The sequence below is a fragment of the Tardibacter chloracetimidivorans genome (genome assembly GCF_001890385.1).
GTDB classification, from domain to species: Bacteria; Pseudomonadota; Alphaproteobacteria; order Sphingomonadales; family Sphingomonadaceae; genus Tardibacter; species Tardibacter chloracetimidivorans.
This window is the reverse complement of the sequence record NZ_CP018224.1, coordinates 1-16,140: the sequence shown is the minus strand read 5'-3', so window position 1 is coordinate 16,140 and position 16,140 is coordinate 1. Positions and strand designations below refer to the sequence as shown.

Here is a 16,140-nt window from a genome sequence, read left to right as displayed (position 1 = left end):
TGGCGTCAATAATCGAATGAGCGGTAAGGCTTTGAAAATGTGAGGTCTTTCACGACGACCACATTGAAGCGGAAGCCGGGCCGGATAATCAGCGTGGGCGATATGTTCAGATTGCGCTCAATCATCATCGCCGTGGTCTGTCCGAGCTGCTGGCCGAGAGCTTGGCTAAGGGCTTGGCTGGCGGACATGGTGCCATTGGCGTTGAGGCCGGTTTGCGGCTGACTAAGGGTTACGCCAGCGGTCACACCAGACATGAGCAGAGCGGAGCCGAAGATACGGAACCAATGCGCGTTCACTTGGTCATGGAACCCGGCATAGCCCGCGCTGTCCGACCCCGGCATAGCGCCAAGGTCGATCGCCTTGCCGTCAGGAAAGATGATCCGTTGCCACGCGATGAGCGCGCGCGTCTGCCCAAAGACCGGGTTGGAATCATACGCGCCGACAAGGCGGGAGCCTTGCGGGATCAGGAGATAGCGGCCCGTCGCGGTATCGAACACGTTTTGGGAAACTTGCGCGACAATCTGCCCCGGTATTTGCGAGTTGATGCCGGAGATCAGCGTGCCGGGAATTACGAAGCCCGCGCGGAGCTGGTAGCGGGAGGGCGCTTCTACTTGGCTGTTCGAGGCCCAGCGATTGCCACCCGCATTGTTGGCGAACTGGCCATAGTTGGCAGGCGGGCGGGCATTGGCGGCACCCTGCCCGGCTCCGGCTCCTCCCCCGGCCACTTGGTTTGACAGGGCCGTAAGGGTGGCAATGTCGGAGGCCGAGGGCTGGCGGCCCTGCGCCATTGCAGCGGCCATTTGCTGTTGCAGGGCGACGAGCTGGGTTGCCGGATCAGCGCCGCCACTCATGCCGCCAGCGCCAGAGGATGCCCCATTGCGGCCGTCCTGCCATTTCAGGGCGGTAGGAGAGCGCACGGCGCTGCCAAATTGGGCAAGGCGTGCTTCGCGTATCGCTTCCATGCGTGCCCGGCGCAGATCGGCCGCCGTGGGGCCGTTGGGTTGCGCTGGCGAGGCGGTGACGGTTGGCGGCGCATTGGGATCGACCGGCGCGACCGGGATGCCATCGGCAGGCGGCAGCGGGGGCGCGTTCGCCATGACTTCCGCAGCACCGCTTGGAGCGGTCCCCGCAACCTTGTTCGCAACATCGGCCGAGCTTTGACCGACAGCCGGTTGAACCTTGGTCGCTGCATTGTCCGAGGAGCGATCAATCATAATCGACACCACGATGGCGATGAACAGCGCCACAATGCCGAGGACGATCAGCAGCGGCGCATTATTGACCCTGCGAACTCCCGTCACCAAGCGCCCGCTGTTCCCGTCCGCTGCACCGCCCGGCGAGGCTTCCGGCGACATGCTATCAGCATCAGACATAAACCTATCCCCTTACCCGGCCTTGACGACGCCACAGCGCGCGGCACGGATGCCCTTGCACTTGGCGCGCGCCGTCGCGCTGGATTGAAACTGTCCGAATTGGATGCCGTGAGAGCGTCCGTTTTGGACAAAGCGCGGCGTCACGCTCGCCCACGAAGGGCGAAGGCGCGCCGTCGCGCGCCAATAGGCGCGTGCTGCGCTTTCGGAGGAGAAGCCCGTCAGGCTGACAGACCACGTTCCGGCCTCTGTTCCATTGCCGCCGAAGCCGGGTTGCGTGCTGGCGACGGGCGACGGAACGGGAGGAGGTGCGGCAGGCGCTACGGGCCGGTTCGCCCGTTCGATCAGCTCCGGCGTTGCGCCGGTCAGATCGAGCGCCCACCCGGCAGACGGGTAGATACCCTTTTCATCCACGCCATAGATGCGGGAGAAAGTTTGCGCGCCGACCCGCAGCGTCACGCGGTAGGAATCGGCAATTGGCTGATCGACGTAATAGCGCAACGGCGTGGCCGCAGGATCGGGCTTCACGCCCTTGCCCGCCTCAATCACCGCATAGCCTGCTTGGCGCATCGAGGAGCGCAAGCCGTCACCATAGGCCCCGCCCCCGGTAGTCGGGATCAGCACCCGGCTAATCGCAGGCGGGTAGAGTTTCACCAGCTCCGCCACGGAATCGTCAACGAGGGCTTGGGCCTGATCGGGAGGAGCCGGAACGGCGAAGCTGTCCCGGTGCGAAACGCCCGCGCAGCTCGTAAGCAGGAAAGCCACTGATACAAAAATCGCACCGCGCACGATCAGCCCCCCCTTGTGATGGTGACGCGCTCTTGGCGCTTGCCGACACCGGAGATGAGGACCGCTTGGTCAAAAATCTGATCGACAATGTAGCGGCCATCTTGGAGCCGGTAATTGACGATGGAGGTATCAGCCGCCTTGGAGACGCTGCCCCCGGCCCGGACGATCAGCAGCGATGGCGCTTCCGTCTGCTCCATCGCGTGCGGCATTTCGATGATGGTTTTGACGCCATCATTGTAAACCCGGACGGGCTTCCAGCGTGCGCGGCCGTCAACGCTATAGTGGAAATCGAGATTGGAGAGATATTCGCTCCCTCCCCTGCCCGTCCCGCGCGCGCCATCGGGCACCGCCATCGTGTTTTCGGCGCGCGCCGTGTCCGATCGAGCGCGGAAAGCGGCCCATTTGGCTTGCGCTTCATCGGGATAGGTGAACGCCACCCGCGACATGAATTGCGTCCGGTGCGACACCAACCGGATATGGTAGGTGCGGCGATCGGTCGTCACGATCAGCGTTGTATTCAAGTTCGCATCGAGCGGCTTGATGATAAGATGCTGGGTTTCGTTCGGCCCGGAATTGGAAACGGCCGGTTCGATCAGCCAGCGGGCGCTATCGCCCACGTTGACCGAATTGATGTTCTCGCCCGGCTGCAACTGCACATCGCAGATTTGCAGCACAGCACAGACCACGGAGGGTTCGGAGGTGCCGAAGGCGAACAATACCGCGCCTTCGGTGCCCGGCACCGGCTTGATGCCTTCGGCGCTTTCCGCCTGCCAGCGCCGCGCGATCGACAGACCCTCGCGCTGGGTGCGCGTCAGGTTCGGATTGCGCGGGCTGATATAGGCATTGGGATCTACTTGCGCCCCTCCACCGGCAGGCATGGGCGCGTTCGCGGGCGGCATGTCGTCGGGAAGCGGCGGGCCGTCCTGCGCGGACGCGATCGAAGGCAGCGCCGCGAGGGCGGCGGCGAAATAGGCGATCTTCTTCATGTTGATTGTCCCTCCCATCAGAGTGTGCGCGACCAAGAGAAATCTTGGACGAACACGCCCAAGGGGTTTTGCTTAATTTGTTCCTCCGTGGTGGCCGAGCTGGGCGGCGCAACGCGGATCGTGACGAGCGCGCGCATTTTCGCCGGAGGCTGGATAGGCTGGCCTTGCCGATCGCGCTCCGTCTCGGTCCAATCGACCTGCCAAGAGGTCTTGGTTTGCTGAATTACCGAGGCGATTTCGACCGACACGGTTTCCCGCGCCGCGCGGGCGAAAGGCGTATTGTCGGGATTGCCGTTGAGATAGTCGGTCATCTTTGCCAACGCCGGATCGTTCGGCGCGAGCATCCCATAGACCCGGAAAATGGCTTGCTTTTGGAGTTCAACGTCAGCCGTCACCATGCGGGCCGACTGGATGAAGGAGCCGACTTGCGCTTGCACCACGCGCGCATCGACCGGCGAAGCCACATCGGCCCGCTGGGTCGCTATCGCGTCCCCCAGCGAGTCCACGCGGACCACGTAAGGGATGAATTTCGACTGACTGCCAATCGCTATGATGCCGCCGACAGCGGCGAGGACGATCAGCATCGAAAGGATTGCCATAGTCTGCCACAAGCGCCGCGAGGCAGCGATGCCGCCCACATGCTCATTCCATTGCCGCCGCGCGTTCAGGTAGGGGTTGGGATCAACCGGGGCGCTTTCCGCAGCTCGCCGCCCCCGCAGCTTGTCAAACAGACTCATGCAGCTTCTCCGAGGTATAGGGGGCCGCCGCCGCGCGGCCGATATTGATGGTGGATTCGACGCCACGGATGGCCAGCCACTCGTTGACCCATGCCGGGCCATAGGCCGCTTCAAGGGCCTTAATGGTGGCGATGGATTCCTTGTCGGTCGCGCCGACGAAGGACAGGGCCACGGGGCCTAGCGCCAGCTCAAAGAGCCGCCGCCCCTGTTCCGAGAGATAGTAATATTGGCGCTTGGGGATGGCCGTCGCCAAGATTTCAATCTGGCGTGTATTGAGGCCCATGCGTCTGTAGAGTTGGGCGGTATCGTCATCGCGCGCATAGACGTTCGGCAGGAAAATCTTGGTCGCGGTGGACTCCACGATAACGTCAAGGATGCCCGAATTTGCGGCGTCAGACAGGCTTTGCGTTGCCATGAGAACAAGGCAGTTGGACTTGCGCAGCACCCGGAGCCATTCGCGGATTTTGGCCCGGAAGGCGGGATGCCCCAGCATAATCCATGCTTCATCAAGGATGATCGCGGCAGGCTGGCCCTTCAAAGATCGCTCGATACGCCGGAAAAGATAGAGGAGGACCGGCAGCGCGTATTTTTCACCGAGGTTCATCAGCTCCTCGACTTCAAACACGGTAAATTCCGACAGGCTCAGGCCGTCATGTTCCGCATCGAGAAGATGGCCCATAGAGCCGTCCACCGTGTAGGTGCGGATCGCCTCGCGCACCGTTTCATCCTGAATCGTGACCACAAATTCAGAGAGGGTTTTGCCCCCGCTGGCGTGCATGTTGACGATGGCGTTGCCGATTTCGTTGCGTTGCGCGGGCGTGGTCGCCACGCCGTTGAGGGCTAGGATTGTGTCGATCCAATCCATTGCCCATGCGCGATCGGACTTGGTTTCGAGGAATTGGAGCGGGCAGAAGGCGAGCTTTTCGTCATCCCCGGCGACAGTGAAATGCGCCCCGCCCACCGCCTTCGCCAGCGGGTAGAGCGACAGGCCCTTGTCGAACGCGAAAATGGACATGCCGGGATAGCGGCGGAGCTGGGCGGCGAGCAGGCCGAGCAGCGTTGACTTGCCTGCGCCCGTGGGGCCGAAGATGAAGCTATGCCCCACGTCGCGGACGTGGAGATTGAGCCGGAACGGCGTGGAGCCGTTGGTGACGCCAGACATGAGCGGGGGCGAGCTGGGCGGATACATCGGGCACGGCGCATGATCGAGGCCGGTCCATATCGAGCTGGTCGGCATCAGGTCGGCTAGGTTCATGGTGTTGATGATCGGGCGGCGGACGTTTTCGACGCCATGCCCCGGCAGCGTGCCCAAGAACGCCTCTAGGTTGTTCACCGTCTCGATACGGGCCGCGAAACCGAGTGCGTTGATAGCCTTTTCAAGCTGGCGCGCGGCCTGTTCTACCTTATCGCGGCTTTCGTCCGTCAGGACGACGACGCCGGTATAGTATCCTTGTGCAATAAGGCCGGAGTTGACTTCCTCCAGCGCATTATCGGCATCGGCCACCATCGAAAGGGCGTCCTGATCTATCTTGCCGCTGTTGGTCTGGAAAACCTGATCGAAGAAGCCGCGAACCTTTTGCCGCCACTTTTTGCGGAAATCCTCAAGGTGTTTCACAGCTTCATGGAGGTCCATAAATATGAACCGCGTGGACCAGCGATATTCAATCGGCAGCTCGCCCAGCGCCGAGAGGATGCCCGGCGTCGATTCCATCGGGAAACCTTCGATCGCTACCGTCTGGACGAACTTGTTGCCGATGCGCGGGATTACGCCCGTCCACATTTCGACACCGCCGATGATGGAATCGAGATACATCGGGTTCGAGGGCAGCACGACCGGCTGATTTTTGCCGGTGATGCAGAATTGCAGCCACCGCAAAAAGTCGTCGTGCGTCACGGTCGAGCCGTCCTCATTTTCGACCTTGTGAGCGCGAAGGCGGGTCAGCTTCACGGCCGAGGACAGACGGCTTTCAAATGTGGTGATTTCGCGCTTGAAGCGTTCAACCAGGTCGGCCGTGCGTTGCTTGTTGTTCGGCCGCTCCCGATCGTCGTCAAACATCAGCTCGACAAACTTTTGCTCCGCTATGACCGGAGGGAAATAGGTCGCGGTAATGACGAAATAGCCCTCATACATGGTGCCGAGGGACTGGAATAATTCGCGCCTTTCCTGATCTATGGCGTCCGTCACCGGGTCAGGAAAATGTGACAGACCCGCAGCCGAGTAGGCGGCAGCAGGGCGGCGCGGCGCGTCAACGTGGATCATCCAGCCATTGCCCAGCCCGGCGAGAGCTTGGTTGATCCGAAAGCTGACCATATCGCGCTGGCGGTCGGTGGAGCTGGCGTTATCGTCGCCCTTATAAATCCACGCGGCCATGAACGAGCCGTTCTTGCCGACGATTACGCCATCATCGACCATCGCCCCATAGTTGAGCAGATCGGCAAGCCCTTCATCCTTGGAGCGATACCGGGCCAGCTTGCGTTCGGCCGCGTTGGCGAAGGACGCAAAGGCGAGGACCGCGAGCAGGGCCGCCCCGAAGATCGCTATGACGACAGCGATTGTCTGGATCATTTTTTCTTCCCCGGTTGCCGGTAGCGGCGGAATTGCAGGCGGCCGTTCTTGCGGAAGGGCGTGGAGTGAGCCGGGTAGTAGGGGCGATAGGTGCGGTGCCGCATGTAAACGAACCGCATCAGCGGGTCCGATTTCGCCATGAGACGACAGGCCCACACGCCTGCAAACCAGATCAGCAGGCCAGCGGCCCACGCCTTCAAGGAATTGATGGCCGGAACGATCAGCGCCATCGACGCTAGGCCCGTGAGCATGACCAGCTCGCGGTCCCCACCCAAAAACAGATTGTTGCGGACGCCAGAGCGGCGAATAGGCACTGATCGCAGAGCCATGTTGACCGGCCCTCCCCTTTAGCCTGCCAGCGCGGGCGAAGCGGTGCCGGTAATCACCGCACCGCCGCCCGTGATGGAGGACAGGACCGAGTTAGCGCCGACGAGCATCGAGGCGACGAGGACGATCAGCAACAGCGTTCGCACAAAGCCGTTGAGATCGCCGCCGAAGATCAGGACACCACCGGCAACGACGATGCCGACGAGGGCGAAGGTATAACCGACGGTGCCGGTCATCGACTGGCGCACCTTGGTCAGATAGGATTCGTAAGGCAGGCCGCCCGTGGTATCCGAGGCCCAAGCCGCGTGAGGCCAGAGCAGGAGCATGACGAGCGCCAGCCCCAGCATACCCCATATGAGCGCCTTACGGCGGGCGGCGGCGTCATTCCAAAACAACGTCATATGTCATGCTCCTTCACAGTTTGCGCAAAATGTATTTCCCATCCACGAAGCCCCCGACTTCCAGCAGGCTTTCAATGCGGCGACCCTCTGGCGTGCGCGCGATGTGGACGATCAAATGCACCGCATCACCAATCAGCGGCTCAATCGGCCGTGGTGAATCGGGGTGCATACTGATGAGCATTTGGAGCCTGCTAAGGCCCGCTTCGGCGTTGTTGGCGTGCAGCGTGGCCGCTCCGCCCTCGTGGCCGGTGTTCCACGCCATGAGCAGGTCGAGGGCTTCCGGGCCGCGCACCTCGCCCACTAGGATACGATCGGGCCGCATCCGCAGCGTGGTTTTGAGCAGCGCCGTCATGGTGATTTGCGGGGACGTGTGGAACTGGACGTAGTTTTCAGCGGCGCATTGAATCTCGCCGGTATCTTCAATGATTACGAGCCGTTCGGTCGGGTCCGCGTCCACCATCCCGTTGATAATGGCATTCACTAGCGTTGTTTTGCCGCTGCCGGTGCCGCCAATCACCAGAATGTTGCGGTGCGCGCGGATAGCCTCATGGATGAGGCTGCATTGCTCTGCCGTCATAATCCCGCCCTCCACATATTGTTCGAGGGTAAAGATCGCCACGGCGCGTTTTCGGATGGCGAAGGTCGGCGCGGGCACGACCGGGGGCATCTGTCCGGCGAAGCGCGAGCCATCTATAGGAAACTCGCCTTCCAGAACCGGGGAGGCCCGCGTCACTTCCTTGTTATGATAGCCAGCGACCGCCTTGATGATCGCCTCGGCCCGGCTTGGGGCGACCTTACCGATGCAGATCATGCGTTCGCCAAGGCGTTCCAGCCATAGCTTGCCATCGGCGTTCAGGATCAGCTCAACGGTCTTGGGGTCGGCAAGCGCATCCAACATAAGCGGTTGCATGGAGCGGCGAAGCATCTCCTTCGCACGCTCTTTTACCGTATCTTGAGCGGGTTCCCCCTTGGCCTCCATGAAGCACCGTCCCTGCCAAAACAAAATGGACGCAAGGGATATACCGGAATTTTCATGGAGGCAACCAGAACGATTGCAAAGAATTAGGTTCAGATTGGGGGGATTGTCAGGACCGACGCAACTTAGCGTGGGCAGCCTTGTGCCATTGTGCTATCTGAAACGCTTGATGATCCGTGACGATAGCGGAAACGCGCTTATAACCGGGAGGAAGCCCCAGCTTTTTATCTTCTTTTGATAAGGTATCAGCTAGGCTGGCGTCCCAGCCATCGGTGCCGATAGGCGGCGGTTCCAGTAGCGCGACGAGCGGGACTTCCAGAGCATTTGCGATGGCGGCGATTGTTTCGAGCGACGGGTTTCCCTTACCGGCTGTAACGTCAGATACGAAGGACACAGACAGCCCCGCGTTCTCCGCGAGGTCTTTTTTCTTGAGCCGTCTTAAGGCCAAGAAGCGGTTAATGTTAATCGCGAGAACCTTCCGATACACAGGTTCGGTTTCTTTCTTCCGCAAGGGGGTTGGTTTTAGCCGCTAAAATTCCGGGTAGCTGCGGAGGATATGCCGGAGCGCGCGAGAAAGGAAGCGGTATGACGCCGAATATGATTGTTTATAGCATCATTTTTGGACGAGCCGGGCCGAGCGCGCGAGCGCGCATAACGGGTGGCAGCGAACGGATTGAAAGAAGAAAGTGACGCGCGAGAGACAAGATCAGGCTTCCGCGTAATTCTCTTTGGCGTCCATTCCGTAAATGCTCGCAGGATCGAGCGCAGGCCCCAAGATGCTAATTGCCGATCAGATCGCGGCGACCAATTTTGAAAATTACGGCTGTAGCGCGTAGCTCGATAATGTAAGGCTATAGCTTCGATTCTTTCAGTTGGTAGGCCCAAGAAGCCACTCGTTGATGCTCTTGAACTGCGGACTTCGACGTAAACGCAGACCGCTTTTCTATATATGTCTTTCAGTCGCCAGCATATTTTTTCAGCACTGAATTGCCAGAACCTTTAATGTCCTTTAAGCCGGGGCATTATGGCGAATCATACGCAACTCAAACCCTCCACGCTGTCCCAGCGCAAACGCGCCAAGGCACAGAGCGAGCAGGGCTTTAAGCGCATGAGTTTGGCCTTGTCCCCTAAAGCCGTCGAGATCGTGGAGAGGGTGAAAGCCAGCAAGGGATTCACGTCCCGCGAGGCTGCAATCAACGCGATCCTAGAGCGGATCGGGGACGATATGTTTCTGCAACAGGAGTTTCTGGCCGTGAGTGGATAAGAAAATGCCCGGCTCGAAGCCGGGCACCCTCAAAACCGCTTAGTGGGACAGTGCGCCAACACTGAACCTACAGACAATTTCCCACTTAGCGGTTTTCGGACTTCGGTTCAAGGGCGCTTGATTCGCGCAACGGGATTTTTTTGCCTGTCTCCCGGCCCTTCGCAAAGGAGGGACGACGATGAGTGACACCAGAAGAAAAGGGCCGCTGGCGATCGGGGAGCTGACCCAGCAGCTTTTCGGCCGAGCCTATGGCGACCGTAGCCGGGGCGGGAAGCACATCACCAAGGCCCGCGTGCGCGGCGGCAGCAAGGAAGCCGGGAGCGACGTAGAAAAGGGCTTCCTCGCGGCGCGAGACACCAAGACGCGCAAGGGATGCTGGCGTGCGATCAATCTGGCGTTTGAAAAGGGCCGCGCCCTGCGCGCGGAGCTGCGTCGCGAGCCGCGCGAGATAACGCAGTTCGAGCACTATTGCATGAGCATCACCAATTCCACGATCCGGGTGTATCAAGCCCTGTTGCGGATGGAGGAGCGTTTCAGGGGCAACGTGGTGCCCAGCTATGAAATGATAGCCGAATGGGCGACCGTCTCTAGGGCCACCGTCGCAAGGGCCTTGAACGCCCTTACCAGCATCGGCTTGCTGGCGCGCCTGCGGCGCTACGTCCACACCGTCACAGAGGACGGGGCGCGATCAGAGCAGACCTCCAATGCCTATCGGGTGGAATTGCCGAGGATGCTTCTCGAATTGCTCGACCGGCGCAAGCGCCCTGCCCCGGTGCCCGACGACGAGGCCCAGCGCCTACAGGACCGGCTTGAAGATGAGGCTTGGATGCTCTCCCGGTTGAGCAAGGCCGATTACATACGGGAGACGACGACATGCAAGGCCACAGCGGAGGCCCTAATCAGCCTATGGAACGGCATTTGCGCCCGTGATGGCGTTGTTGCCTAGCCGTGAGTCTCATAATGGTTCTGAACCTCCCCTTGAGTTTATTTATCTAAGGTGATGAGGAGTTGCGCTAGTCGCGCAACGCTTAATTGAGACTGTTTGAACACCAAAAAGGGGGTAAGGCTCCGATTTGGGGAGCTGACATGCGTGTCCATTCGGGGCGCGGATAGCGGCACTCTGTAAAACTGCGGGGCAGCGACCAAATATGCCTTGCGATGGAGGCCATTTTAGCGGCTAAAAGATTTTCATGGCGGGCGAGCGTAACTTGACAGCAACCGGGAAACTTCCAATATATCGGATATGGCCGGGCTATGGTGCCAAGGTCGAAACCGGAGAAGTCCGATGAGCAACAGAGAGAGAATTGCCGCCGTGCTGGTTGGCGAAGAAGACCGGATTATGTGCCTGCCCCGGCTGTTCGGGCTGGCGCGCATGATCGAGGTCGAGGCCGTCACCTATGGCTATATGTCCAAGCTATCCGCCGACTACACGGGCGCATATTGGCATTTCTACACCCTATCGAACGGCGGGTTCTACATGGCCCCCGGCGATCAGCCCCAATATCGTCTGGAATGGGACGGCAACGGCTTCTCTGGCGACGTTTCGGCCGACGCGGCGGGCCTTATAGCCACCCTGTTCATGCTGGGGCATATGCACGAAAAATACGGCGAGGATCAATTTGCCCAGCTCTATGCGTGGGCATCTGCCTATGCCGCCCAACATTCGGAAGCGGGGCCGATCGGTGCCGCGCTCGACTAGCGCCACAGGGGGGCAGCGTGCCCCCCTTCCCTTCCCTGCCTATCGGGCATATTCCTCATTCGGCCGCCATGAGGAGCAACGCCAGCGAAGGAACAGACGCGCGCATGATTGATGTTCGGCCAGATTGCCTATTGCCCGCCGATCAGGGGTGGCAGCAGCCGACGCCGGATGAGGTAAGGGCGGTCCTCAAAGCAGCGGACATGACAGGGGGCAGCGCGTCCAAGTTTCTAGGCTTGAGCAATACCCGCGTTATTCGGCGCTGGACGGGCGGCGACGATCAGATTCCCTATTCGGCATGGGCGCTGTTGTGCGCGGCTGCGGGCTTGGGAAATATTTGGGAACACCAGAACGACGATTTTAGCGGCTAAAATTATTGCCGTTCAGACTTTACGGGGGCTTGACACGGTTCGGGATGCTGTCATTATATCGGTTGTGACCGGGCAACCCGCCAAGGTCGAAACCGGAGTATTCCGATGAAGGCGAAAATTCCCCCGCTGCCCGCACGTTTTGCGGTCATGCGGCTTCCCAATCCTCCACCCGCATGGGAGGGCAACCGCGTGGATTACGTCATTGCGGCCGTCTGGACGTTCGGAGTCCTGATCTGGACCGTCGCGCGCTTCATCATCCCGCTTGTCGTCTTCTGGCAGTTCTGCCGGATGCTCTGGTATTGGAACACGCCGGATGTTCATGCCGGTTGGCAGTTCCTCGCCTATTATGCGGTCTATATCGCCCTCTACATCTTCCTCGGCGTCTATGAGCCGAAGCTATACCGCGAGAAGAATCGCGGCAGGTGCAATGGATAAACGCTTGAGCGCGTCGGCCTTTGAGCAAGCTGCTGGACGGCTCAATATCGCGGCGCGTCCGCTCGACATGGCGCGCGCCGTTCTGGTGGACGGCGAGGCCCAATCGGCCGTGGCGAAGCGCGAAGGCGTGTCCCGCAATGCCGTTTGTCTGGCGGTCAACCGGATTTGGAACGCGCATAGCGAGGTTCCCGAAGGTTTCGAGCGTGTGACGGCGATTTTACCGAAACATAAAGCCTTCCTTGTGCGGCAATGGCAGCGCGAGGCGGTGGAAAGATTGGACGCCAAACGATGAAAACACTTGTCATAGCGAACCAGAAAGGCGGCGTTGGTAAAACTTCGACGACCGTTCATCTTGCCTATTACTTCAAAGAACAGGGATTGAAGGTCGCAGTTATTGACTTGGACACCCAAGGAAATGCCAGCTTCACCCTTGGCGAATATGATAGCGGAGCCTTGGCGAGCGGCCTTTTCGATGCCGTGTCACAATTCGACCTGGCTAACGCCGGGGGGATCGCTGTCTTTTCCGCCGACGCGCGGTTGGCCGATCTTGAGAAACTAGATCTCGGTGCGGCTGCTGGCGCGTTCAAGCGCAGTCTGGCCGTGATCGAGGCGGAAGGCTTTGACGTGTGCCTGATAGATACCCCCCCTTCCCTTGGGGTCCGAATGGCAGCGGCGTTGCTATCGGCCGACTTCGCCGCCTCGCCCATCGAGCTTGAAGCCTACAGCTTGCAGGGCATTGAGAAGATGGTGACGACGATCGCCAATATCCGGCGCGCGAACCCGGCGCTGAAATTCCTTGGCATGATACCGAGCAAGGTTGATGGCCGGAATCCCCGTCACGGGCAGCACCTTGACGAACTGACCCGTGCTTATCCCCAGTTGGTCATTCCGACGCCGATCGGGAACCGGAGCAGCGTTGCGGACGCGCTGGCGTCGGGCGTGCCGGTTTGGTCGATCAAACGGACTTCGGCGCGGAAAGCGGCGCAGGAAATGCGAGCGATGGCCCGCCACATTCAGGAAAAGATGGAGATTTGACGATGGCCGACAACACCGAGGACAAGAAGCCGGGCAAATCGTCCACCAAAGCCGCGCAGAAGCCCGCGCAGAACGCGGGGCTAGGGTTGGAGGGGTTGGGCGACCTTTCGAGCCTCCTAGCCTCTCCTGCGGCCCCGGAGGGCGGTTCTGGCGCTCCGCTCGAATTGGAGCTGGCGCTGATTGACGAAGACCCGAACCAGCCCCGCAAGCAGTTTGACGAAAATTCGCTGGCGGAAATGGCCGAGACGATCAGGGAGCGCGGCGTGAAGACGCCTATTTCCGTTCGGCCCAATCCCAAGGTGGAGGGGCGCTATCTCATCAACCACGGCGCGCGCCGCTATCGCGCGTCCCTGTTGGCCGAGAAAGTGACAATTCCGGGCTTCATCGACCCGGATTATACCGAGGCCGATCAGGTCATTGAGAATTTGCAGCGGGACGCTCTCACGGCCCGCGAGATTGCCGACTACATCGGCCGCGAGCTGGCCAACGGGAAAAAGAAGGGCGAGATTGCCAAGGCCATCGGGAAATCCCCGGCCTTTGTCACGCAGCACGCGGCATTGCTCGATTTGCCGGAGCCGATCGCCAAGGCGTTCCAGAGCGGGCGTTGCAAGGACGTGACGTTGATCTATGACCTTGTGGGCCTCCACAAGAAGCATAGCGAGGGCGTTGCGCGCTGGCTGGCCGATGCCGATCAGGAGATTACGCGCGGATCGGTGCGGCTCTTCAAGGAGTTCCTTGAGTCCGGCTTGAGCGGCGAGGCCGAGGAGGAATCGGGCGACGACGAGGGCAACGGCGGCGCTAGTGACGACGCCGGGGCCGGAGAGGAGAAGGAACCGAAGGAGGAAGACCCGCTAAAGCTGAAAAAGGCCATTGTGCAGGTTTCTCATAACAAGCGCCCTGCCCGTCTGATCCTGAATAAGCGGCCCTCGCGCGATGGCGTGGCGTGGATCAAGTATGAAGACAGCGGCGAGGAAACCGAGGCCGATCTTGGAAAAGTGCAGCTTCTTGCGCTTCTTGAAGGATAGTCCCCTCCCCTGCCCAGCCTTACAGGCCCCGCTTGTGCGGGGCCTTTTTTATGGCGCGAGAGGTAAGAAAATCGGATATAGTGCAAGCTAGAAATTTTAGCCGCTAAAGGAACGGCCATGCAGGACACGCCGATTGCAGACCCGGACAAGTTTTCGCTGGACGAGGGAACGGGCGACCCACAGGCCGACGCCGACCGGCTGTTAGACGAGGCGCGCACGCTGGATAGTCAGGAAACGGCAGCTATCGCCACCGCGCCAACCGAGGAAACCTATAACGCCCAGCTACAGACGGTCATTGAGGAGAAGGTTGAACAGGCGAACCAGATCGAGGACCGCCTAGAAAGCATGATGGAGCAGCAAACCGCCCGTTTGCAGCAAATCCAGCAGCAGCCCCCCGGCTTCCTGTCCCTGCCCGGCAAGCGCCAAGCATGGCAGGCGCGGATTGCCAACGCGCAAGCGGCCGTGCAGCGGATCGCGGTAAGGCTGGAAGCCGTGCGCGAAATCCGCGACGGCATGGCCGTTCATGGCCCGCGCGTGGAGACGATCGCAGCGGCGAAGCTCGAATATCGAGAGCCGAAACTTGTCGATGATTTCGAGGAGCTGATGCAGGCACGCCGGTTGCATGAGCTGCACATGCGCGCGGAGCGGGAGAAGGAACAGATCAGGGAAAAGACGGTCGAGCGCGGGGCGGACGATCGGAAACCGGCAGGGCGCACGCTCGCGCGCGGATTGGCGAGAGACGGGGGATAGCGCGACATGGGGGAGGGGCCTTCGCTGGCGTCAATGATGGAACAGGGCAGCGGCCAACACTACCAGCGCCGCGATCAGCGTCAGGCCCGACGCTAGGAGATTACGGTTAGCGACGGCCCGGCCATCGTTCAGGGGCTTTTGCAGCCCCGTCCCGATATGCTCCCCCACTTCCTTGATGATCGCCTTCGCTGCGGCCTCCATACGCTCGTTCATGGCGGCTTCCGAGGCATCCAGCGCCGCGTTCAGCACCGATTCTGCCTTGTCGGTGATGGCAATCGACCAACGATTGCTCATGTCTTCCAGCTCGCTTTTGAACGCCTTTAGTTGCTCCTCCTGCGCATCGGCGCTTTCGCCCAGCAACATCGCGTTGATGGTTTGGAGGATCATCAAGGGATCATCGGCGGACAGCGTGACCCCGTGCTGGCGCGAGATTTCCGCGATCAGCGCCGCGATTTTTTCGTGATCGGCCATTACACGACCTTAGCCTTGTCGAGTTCGGCAAAGACCGCATCACGAACGCGGCCGAGGCGGTGACGCTGCATCAGGGCTATGTCGCCATCGGCAAGCGTTTCCTCAAAAGTCTTGCGCGCGGCCAGCATGTCCCGAACGTCCGCCCCGAAGGTTTCCTTTTTCAGATCGGGAAGGGTGACGATCGCGGCGACCCGATCCTTTAGCTCCCGGTAGGCTTTGAGCTGTTCAAAGCTCTTGCCCTCTGCCTCCACAGGCCCATGATAAGGGTTGAGCCACACGACGATTGCAGCCGGATCGGGGAAGGCTTCGGCTACCGAGGCGAAGCCTTGAAGCGTGTCGATCAGCGATTGCCCGCCCACGATAATAGTGTGCAGGATGAGCTTATGGCCCAGATCGGCAATCACGTCTGGCGCGCCGTTGTCGAACATATAGGAGGATAGGGCGCTGTAGCTGCTCGCGCCGCTGTCAATGACCACCGATTCCTTGGAACCGGCGATCATTTCCATCATCGCATCGAATTTGCGCGGGTTTATGTCGCCGTTTTCCAGCAGCTCGACCTTGGACACGTTGAGGGACTGGAACCCGGCGAGGGTGGCGTTGATCGGATCGGTATCAATGCAGAGCGGGCTTTCCCCCCGCTTGGTCAGATATTGGGCGAGCATCGAGGCGGCGAGCGATTTGCCGACGCCTCCCTTGCCCTGCAAAACTATGTGGACGTTACTCATACCAAATCCTCTTTGTTCGGAGTGGCCGGGTGATTGAAGCGCGCCGGTTTGGGCCGGGGCGGCGGATCAGCGTCGGCCGAGGCCGCCGCTGATCGGGAAGGGGAGGGGGGCGCTGGCGCTGCCTTGGGCGGTTCCCCGGTAGCTGGCGCGCGATACCGGCGAACGAATTTGGCGAACCACGCATAGCCGAAGCTAATGCGGCCTTCCTCCGTCAGC

At 60.6% G+C, this 16,140-nt stretch carries 20 protein-coding genes; 9 read left to right on the top strand and 11 right to left on the bottom strand.

Annotated features, from left to right (window positions below):
- Nucleotides 1-5: 5 nt before the first annotated feature.
- The 9 genes from BSL82_RS18635 to BSL82_RS18595 form a co-directional block, all read right to left on the bottom strand.
- A complete protein-coding gene (locus BSL82_RS18635) occupies nt 6-1,373 on the bottom strand; it encodes a TrbI/VirB10 family protein (protein ID WP_026149855.1) in 1,368 nt (455 codons plus the stop codon).
- 12 nt (nt 1,374-1,385) lie between these two features.
- The gene (locus tag BSL82_RS18630) at nt 1,386-2,135 is read right to left on the bottom strand and encodes a conjugal transfer lipoprotein TrbH (RefSeq protein ID WP_158011143.1); all 750 of its coding nucleotides are present in this window, start codon (nt 2,133-2,135) and stop codon (nt 1,386-1,388) included.
- Nucleotides 2,136-2,161: 26 nt separating this feature from the next.
- A complete protein-coding gene (gene trbG / locus BSL82_RS18625; RefSeq protein WP_006964392.1) occupies nt 2,162-3,145 on the bottom strand; it encodes a P-type conjugative transfer protein TrbG in 984 nt (327 codons plus the stop codon).
- Nucleotides 3,146-3,162: 17 nt separating this feature from the next.
- Nucleotides 3,163-3,882, bottom strand: coding sequence for a VirB8/TrbF family protein (locus tag BSL82_RS18620; RefSeq protein ID WP_006964394.1), 720 nt, complete (start codon nt 3,880-3,882; stop codon nt 3,163-3,165).
- Nucleotides 3,869-6,448, bottom strand: coding sequence for a VirB4 family type IV secretion/conjugal transfer ATPase (locus BSL82_RS18615; protein WP_019053952.1), 2,580 nt, complete (start codon nt 6,446-6,448; stop codon nt 3,869-3,871). Before BSL82_RS18615 ends, BSL82_RS18620 begins: the two co-directional genes overlap by 14 nt.
- Nucleotides 6,445-6,777, bottom strand: coding sequence for a conjugal transfer protein TrbD (locus tag BSL82_RS18610; RefSeq protein WP_026149854.1), 333 nt, complete (start codon nt 6,775-6,777; stop codon nt 6,445-6,447). Before BSL82_RS18610 ends, BSL82_RS18615 begins: the two co-directional genes overlap by 4 nt.
- 18 nt (nt 6,778-6,795) lie before the next feature.
- Nucleotides 6,796-7,176, bottom strand: a complete 381-nt coding sequence (locus tag BSL82_RS18605; RefSeq protein ID WP_006964400.1) for a TrbC/VirB2 family protein — start codon at nt 7,174-7,176, stop codon at nt 6,796-6,798.
- A gap of 13 nt (nt 7,177-7,189) precedes the next feature.
- Nucleotides 7,190-8,155, bottom strand: coding sequence for a P-type conjugative transfer ATPase TrbB (trbB, locus tag BSL82_RS18600; RefSeq protein WP_026149853.1), 966 nt, complete (start codon nt 8,153-8,155; stop codon nt 7,190-7,192).
- 106 nt (nt 8,156-8,261) lie between these two features.
- Nucleotides 8,262-8,663: a helix-turn-helix domain-containing protein gene (locus tag BSL82_RS18595; RefSeq protein ID WP_019053950.1), complete on the bottom strand. Its 402-nt coding sequence runs from the start codon at nt 8,661-8,663 to the stop codon at nt 8,262-8,264.
- A 513-nt stretch (nt 8,664-9,176) separates the two neighbouring features.
- Between BSL82_RS18595 and BSL82_RS18590 the strand changes: the two genes are divergently transcribed.
- The 9 genes from BSL82_RS18590 (at nt 9,177) to BSL82_RS18550 (ending at nt 14,728) form a co-directional block, all read left to right on the top strand.
- Nucleotides 9,177-9,416, top strand: a complete 240-nt coding sequence (locus BSL82_RS18590; protein WP_019053948.1) for a hypothetical protein — start codon at nt 9,177-9,179, stop codon at nt 9,414-9,416.
- A gap of 178 nt (nt 9,417-9,594) precedes the next feature.
- Nucleotides 9,595-10,362 (top strand): GntR family transcriptional regulator, encoded by a 768-nt coding sequence (locus BSL82_RS18585; protein ID WP_006954207.1) that lies wholly within the window; start codon nt 9,595-9,597, stop codon nt 10,360-10,362.
- A gap of 339 nt (nt 10,363-10,701) precedes the next feature.
- Complete coding sequence (locus BSL82_RS18580) at nt 10,702-11,115, top strand: antirestriction protein (protein ID WP_006954205.1); 414 nt, start codon at nt 10,702-10,704, stop codon at nt 11,113-11,115.
- Between the two features lie 131 nt (nt 11,116-11,246).
- Nucleotides 11,247-11,483, top strand: a complete 237-nt coding sequence (locus BSL82_RS20805; RefSeq protein ID WP_269466296.1) for a KorC repressor protein — start codon at nt 11,247-11,249, stop codon at nt 11,481-11,483.
- A gap of 105 nt (nt 11,484-11,588) precedes the next feature.
- A complete protein-coding gene (kleE, locus tag BSL82_RS18570) occupies nt 11,589-11,918 on the top strand; it encodes a KleE stable inheritance protein (protein WP_019053945.1) in 330 nt (109 codons plus the stop codon).
- A complete protein-coding gene (locus BSL82_RS18565; RefSeq protein ID WP_019053944.1) occupies nt 11,911-12,210 on the top strand; it encodes a TrfB-related DNA-binding protein in 300 nt (99 codons plus the stop codon). Before kleE ends, BSL82_RS18565 begins: the two co-directional genes overlap by 8 nt.
- On the top strand, nt 12,207-12,953 hold the full coding sequence (locus BSL82_RS18560) for a ParA family protein (protein ID WP_019053943.1): 747 nt from the start codon (nt 12,207-12,209) through the stop codon (nt 12,951-12,953). Before BSL82_RS18565 ends, BSL82_RS18560 begins: the two co-directional genes overlap by 4 nt.
- Nucleotides 12,954-12,955: 2 nt before the next feature.
- On the top strand, nt 12,956-13,978 hold the full coding sequence (locus BSL82_RS18555; protein WP_019053942.1) for a ParB/RepB/Spo0J family partition protein: 1,023 nt from the start codon (nt 12,956-12,958) through the stop codon (nt 13,976-13,978).
- A 117-nt stretch (nt 13,979-14,095) separates the two neighbouring features.
- Complete coding sequence (locus tag BSL82_RS18550; protein ID WP_019053941.1) at nt 14,096-14,728, top strand: IncP plasmid survival protein KfrC family protein; 633 nt, start codon at nt 14,096-14,098, stop codon at nt 14,726-14,728.
- A gap of 30 nt (nt 14,729-14,758) precedes the next feature.
- On the opposite strand, the gene traM is transcribed toward BSL82_RS18550, so the two are convergent.
- Both traM and BSL82_RS18540 read right to left on the bottom strand, forming a co-directional pair.
- Entirely contained in the window at nt 14,759-15,199 is a 441-nt protein-coding gene (traM, locus tag BSL82_RS18545) for a conjugal transfer transcriptional regulator TraM (RefSeq protein ID WP_019053940.1), read from the bottom strand.
- Nucleotides 15,199-15,924, bottom strand: coding sequence for a nucleotide-binding protein (locus BSL82_RS18540; protein ID WP_026149851.1), 726 nt, complete (start codon nt 15,922-15,924; stop codon nt 15,199-15,201). Before BSL82_RS18540 ends, traM begins: the two co-directional genes overlap by 1 nt.
- Nucleotides 15,925-16,140: the final 216 nt, after the last annotated feature.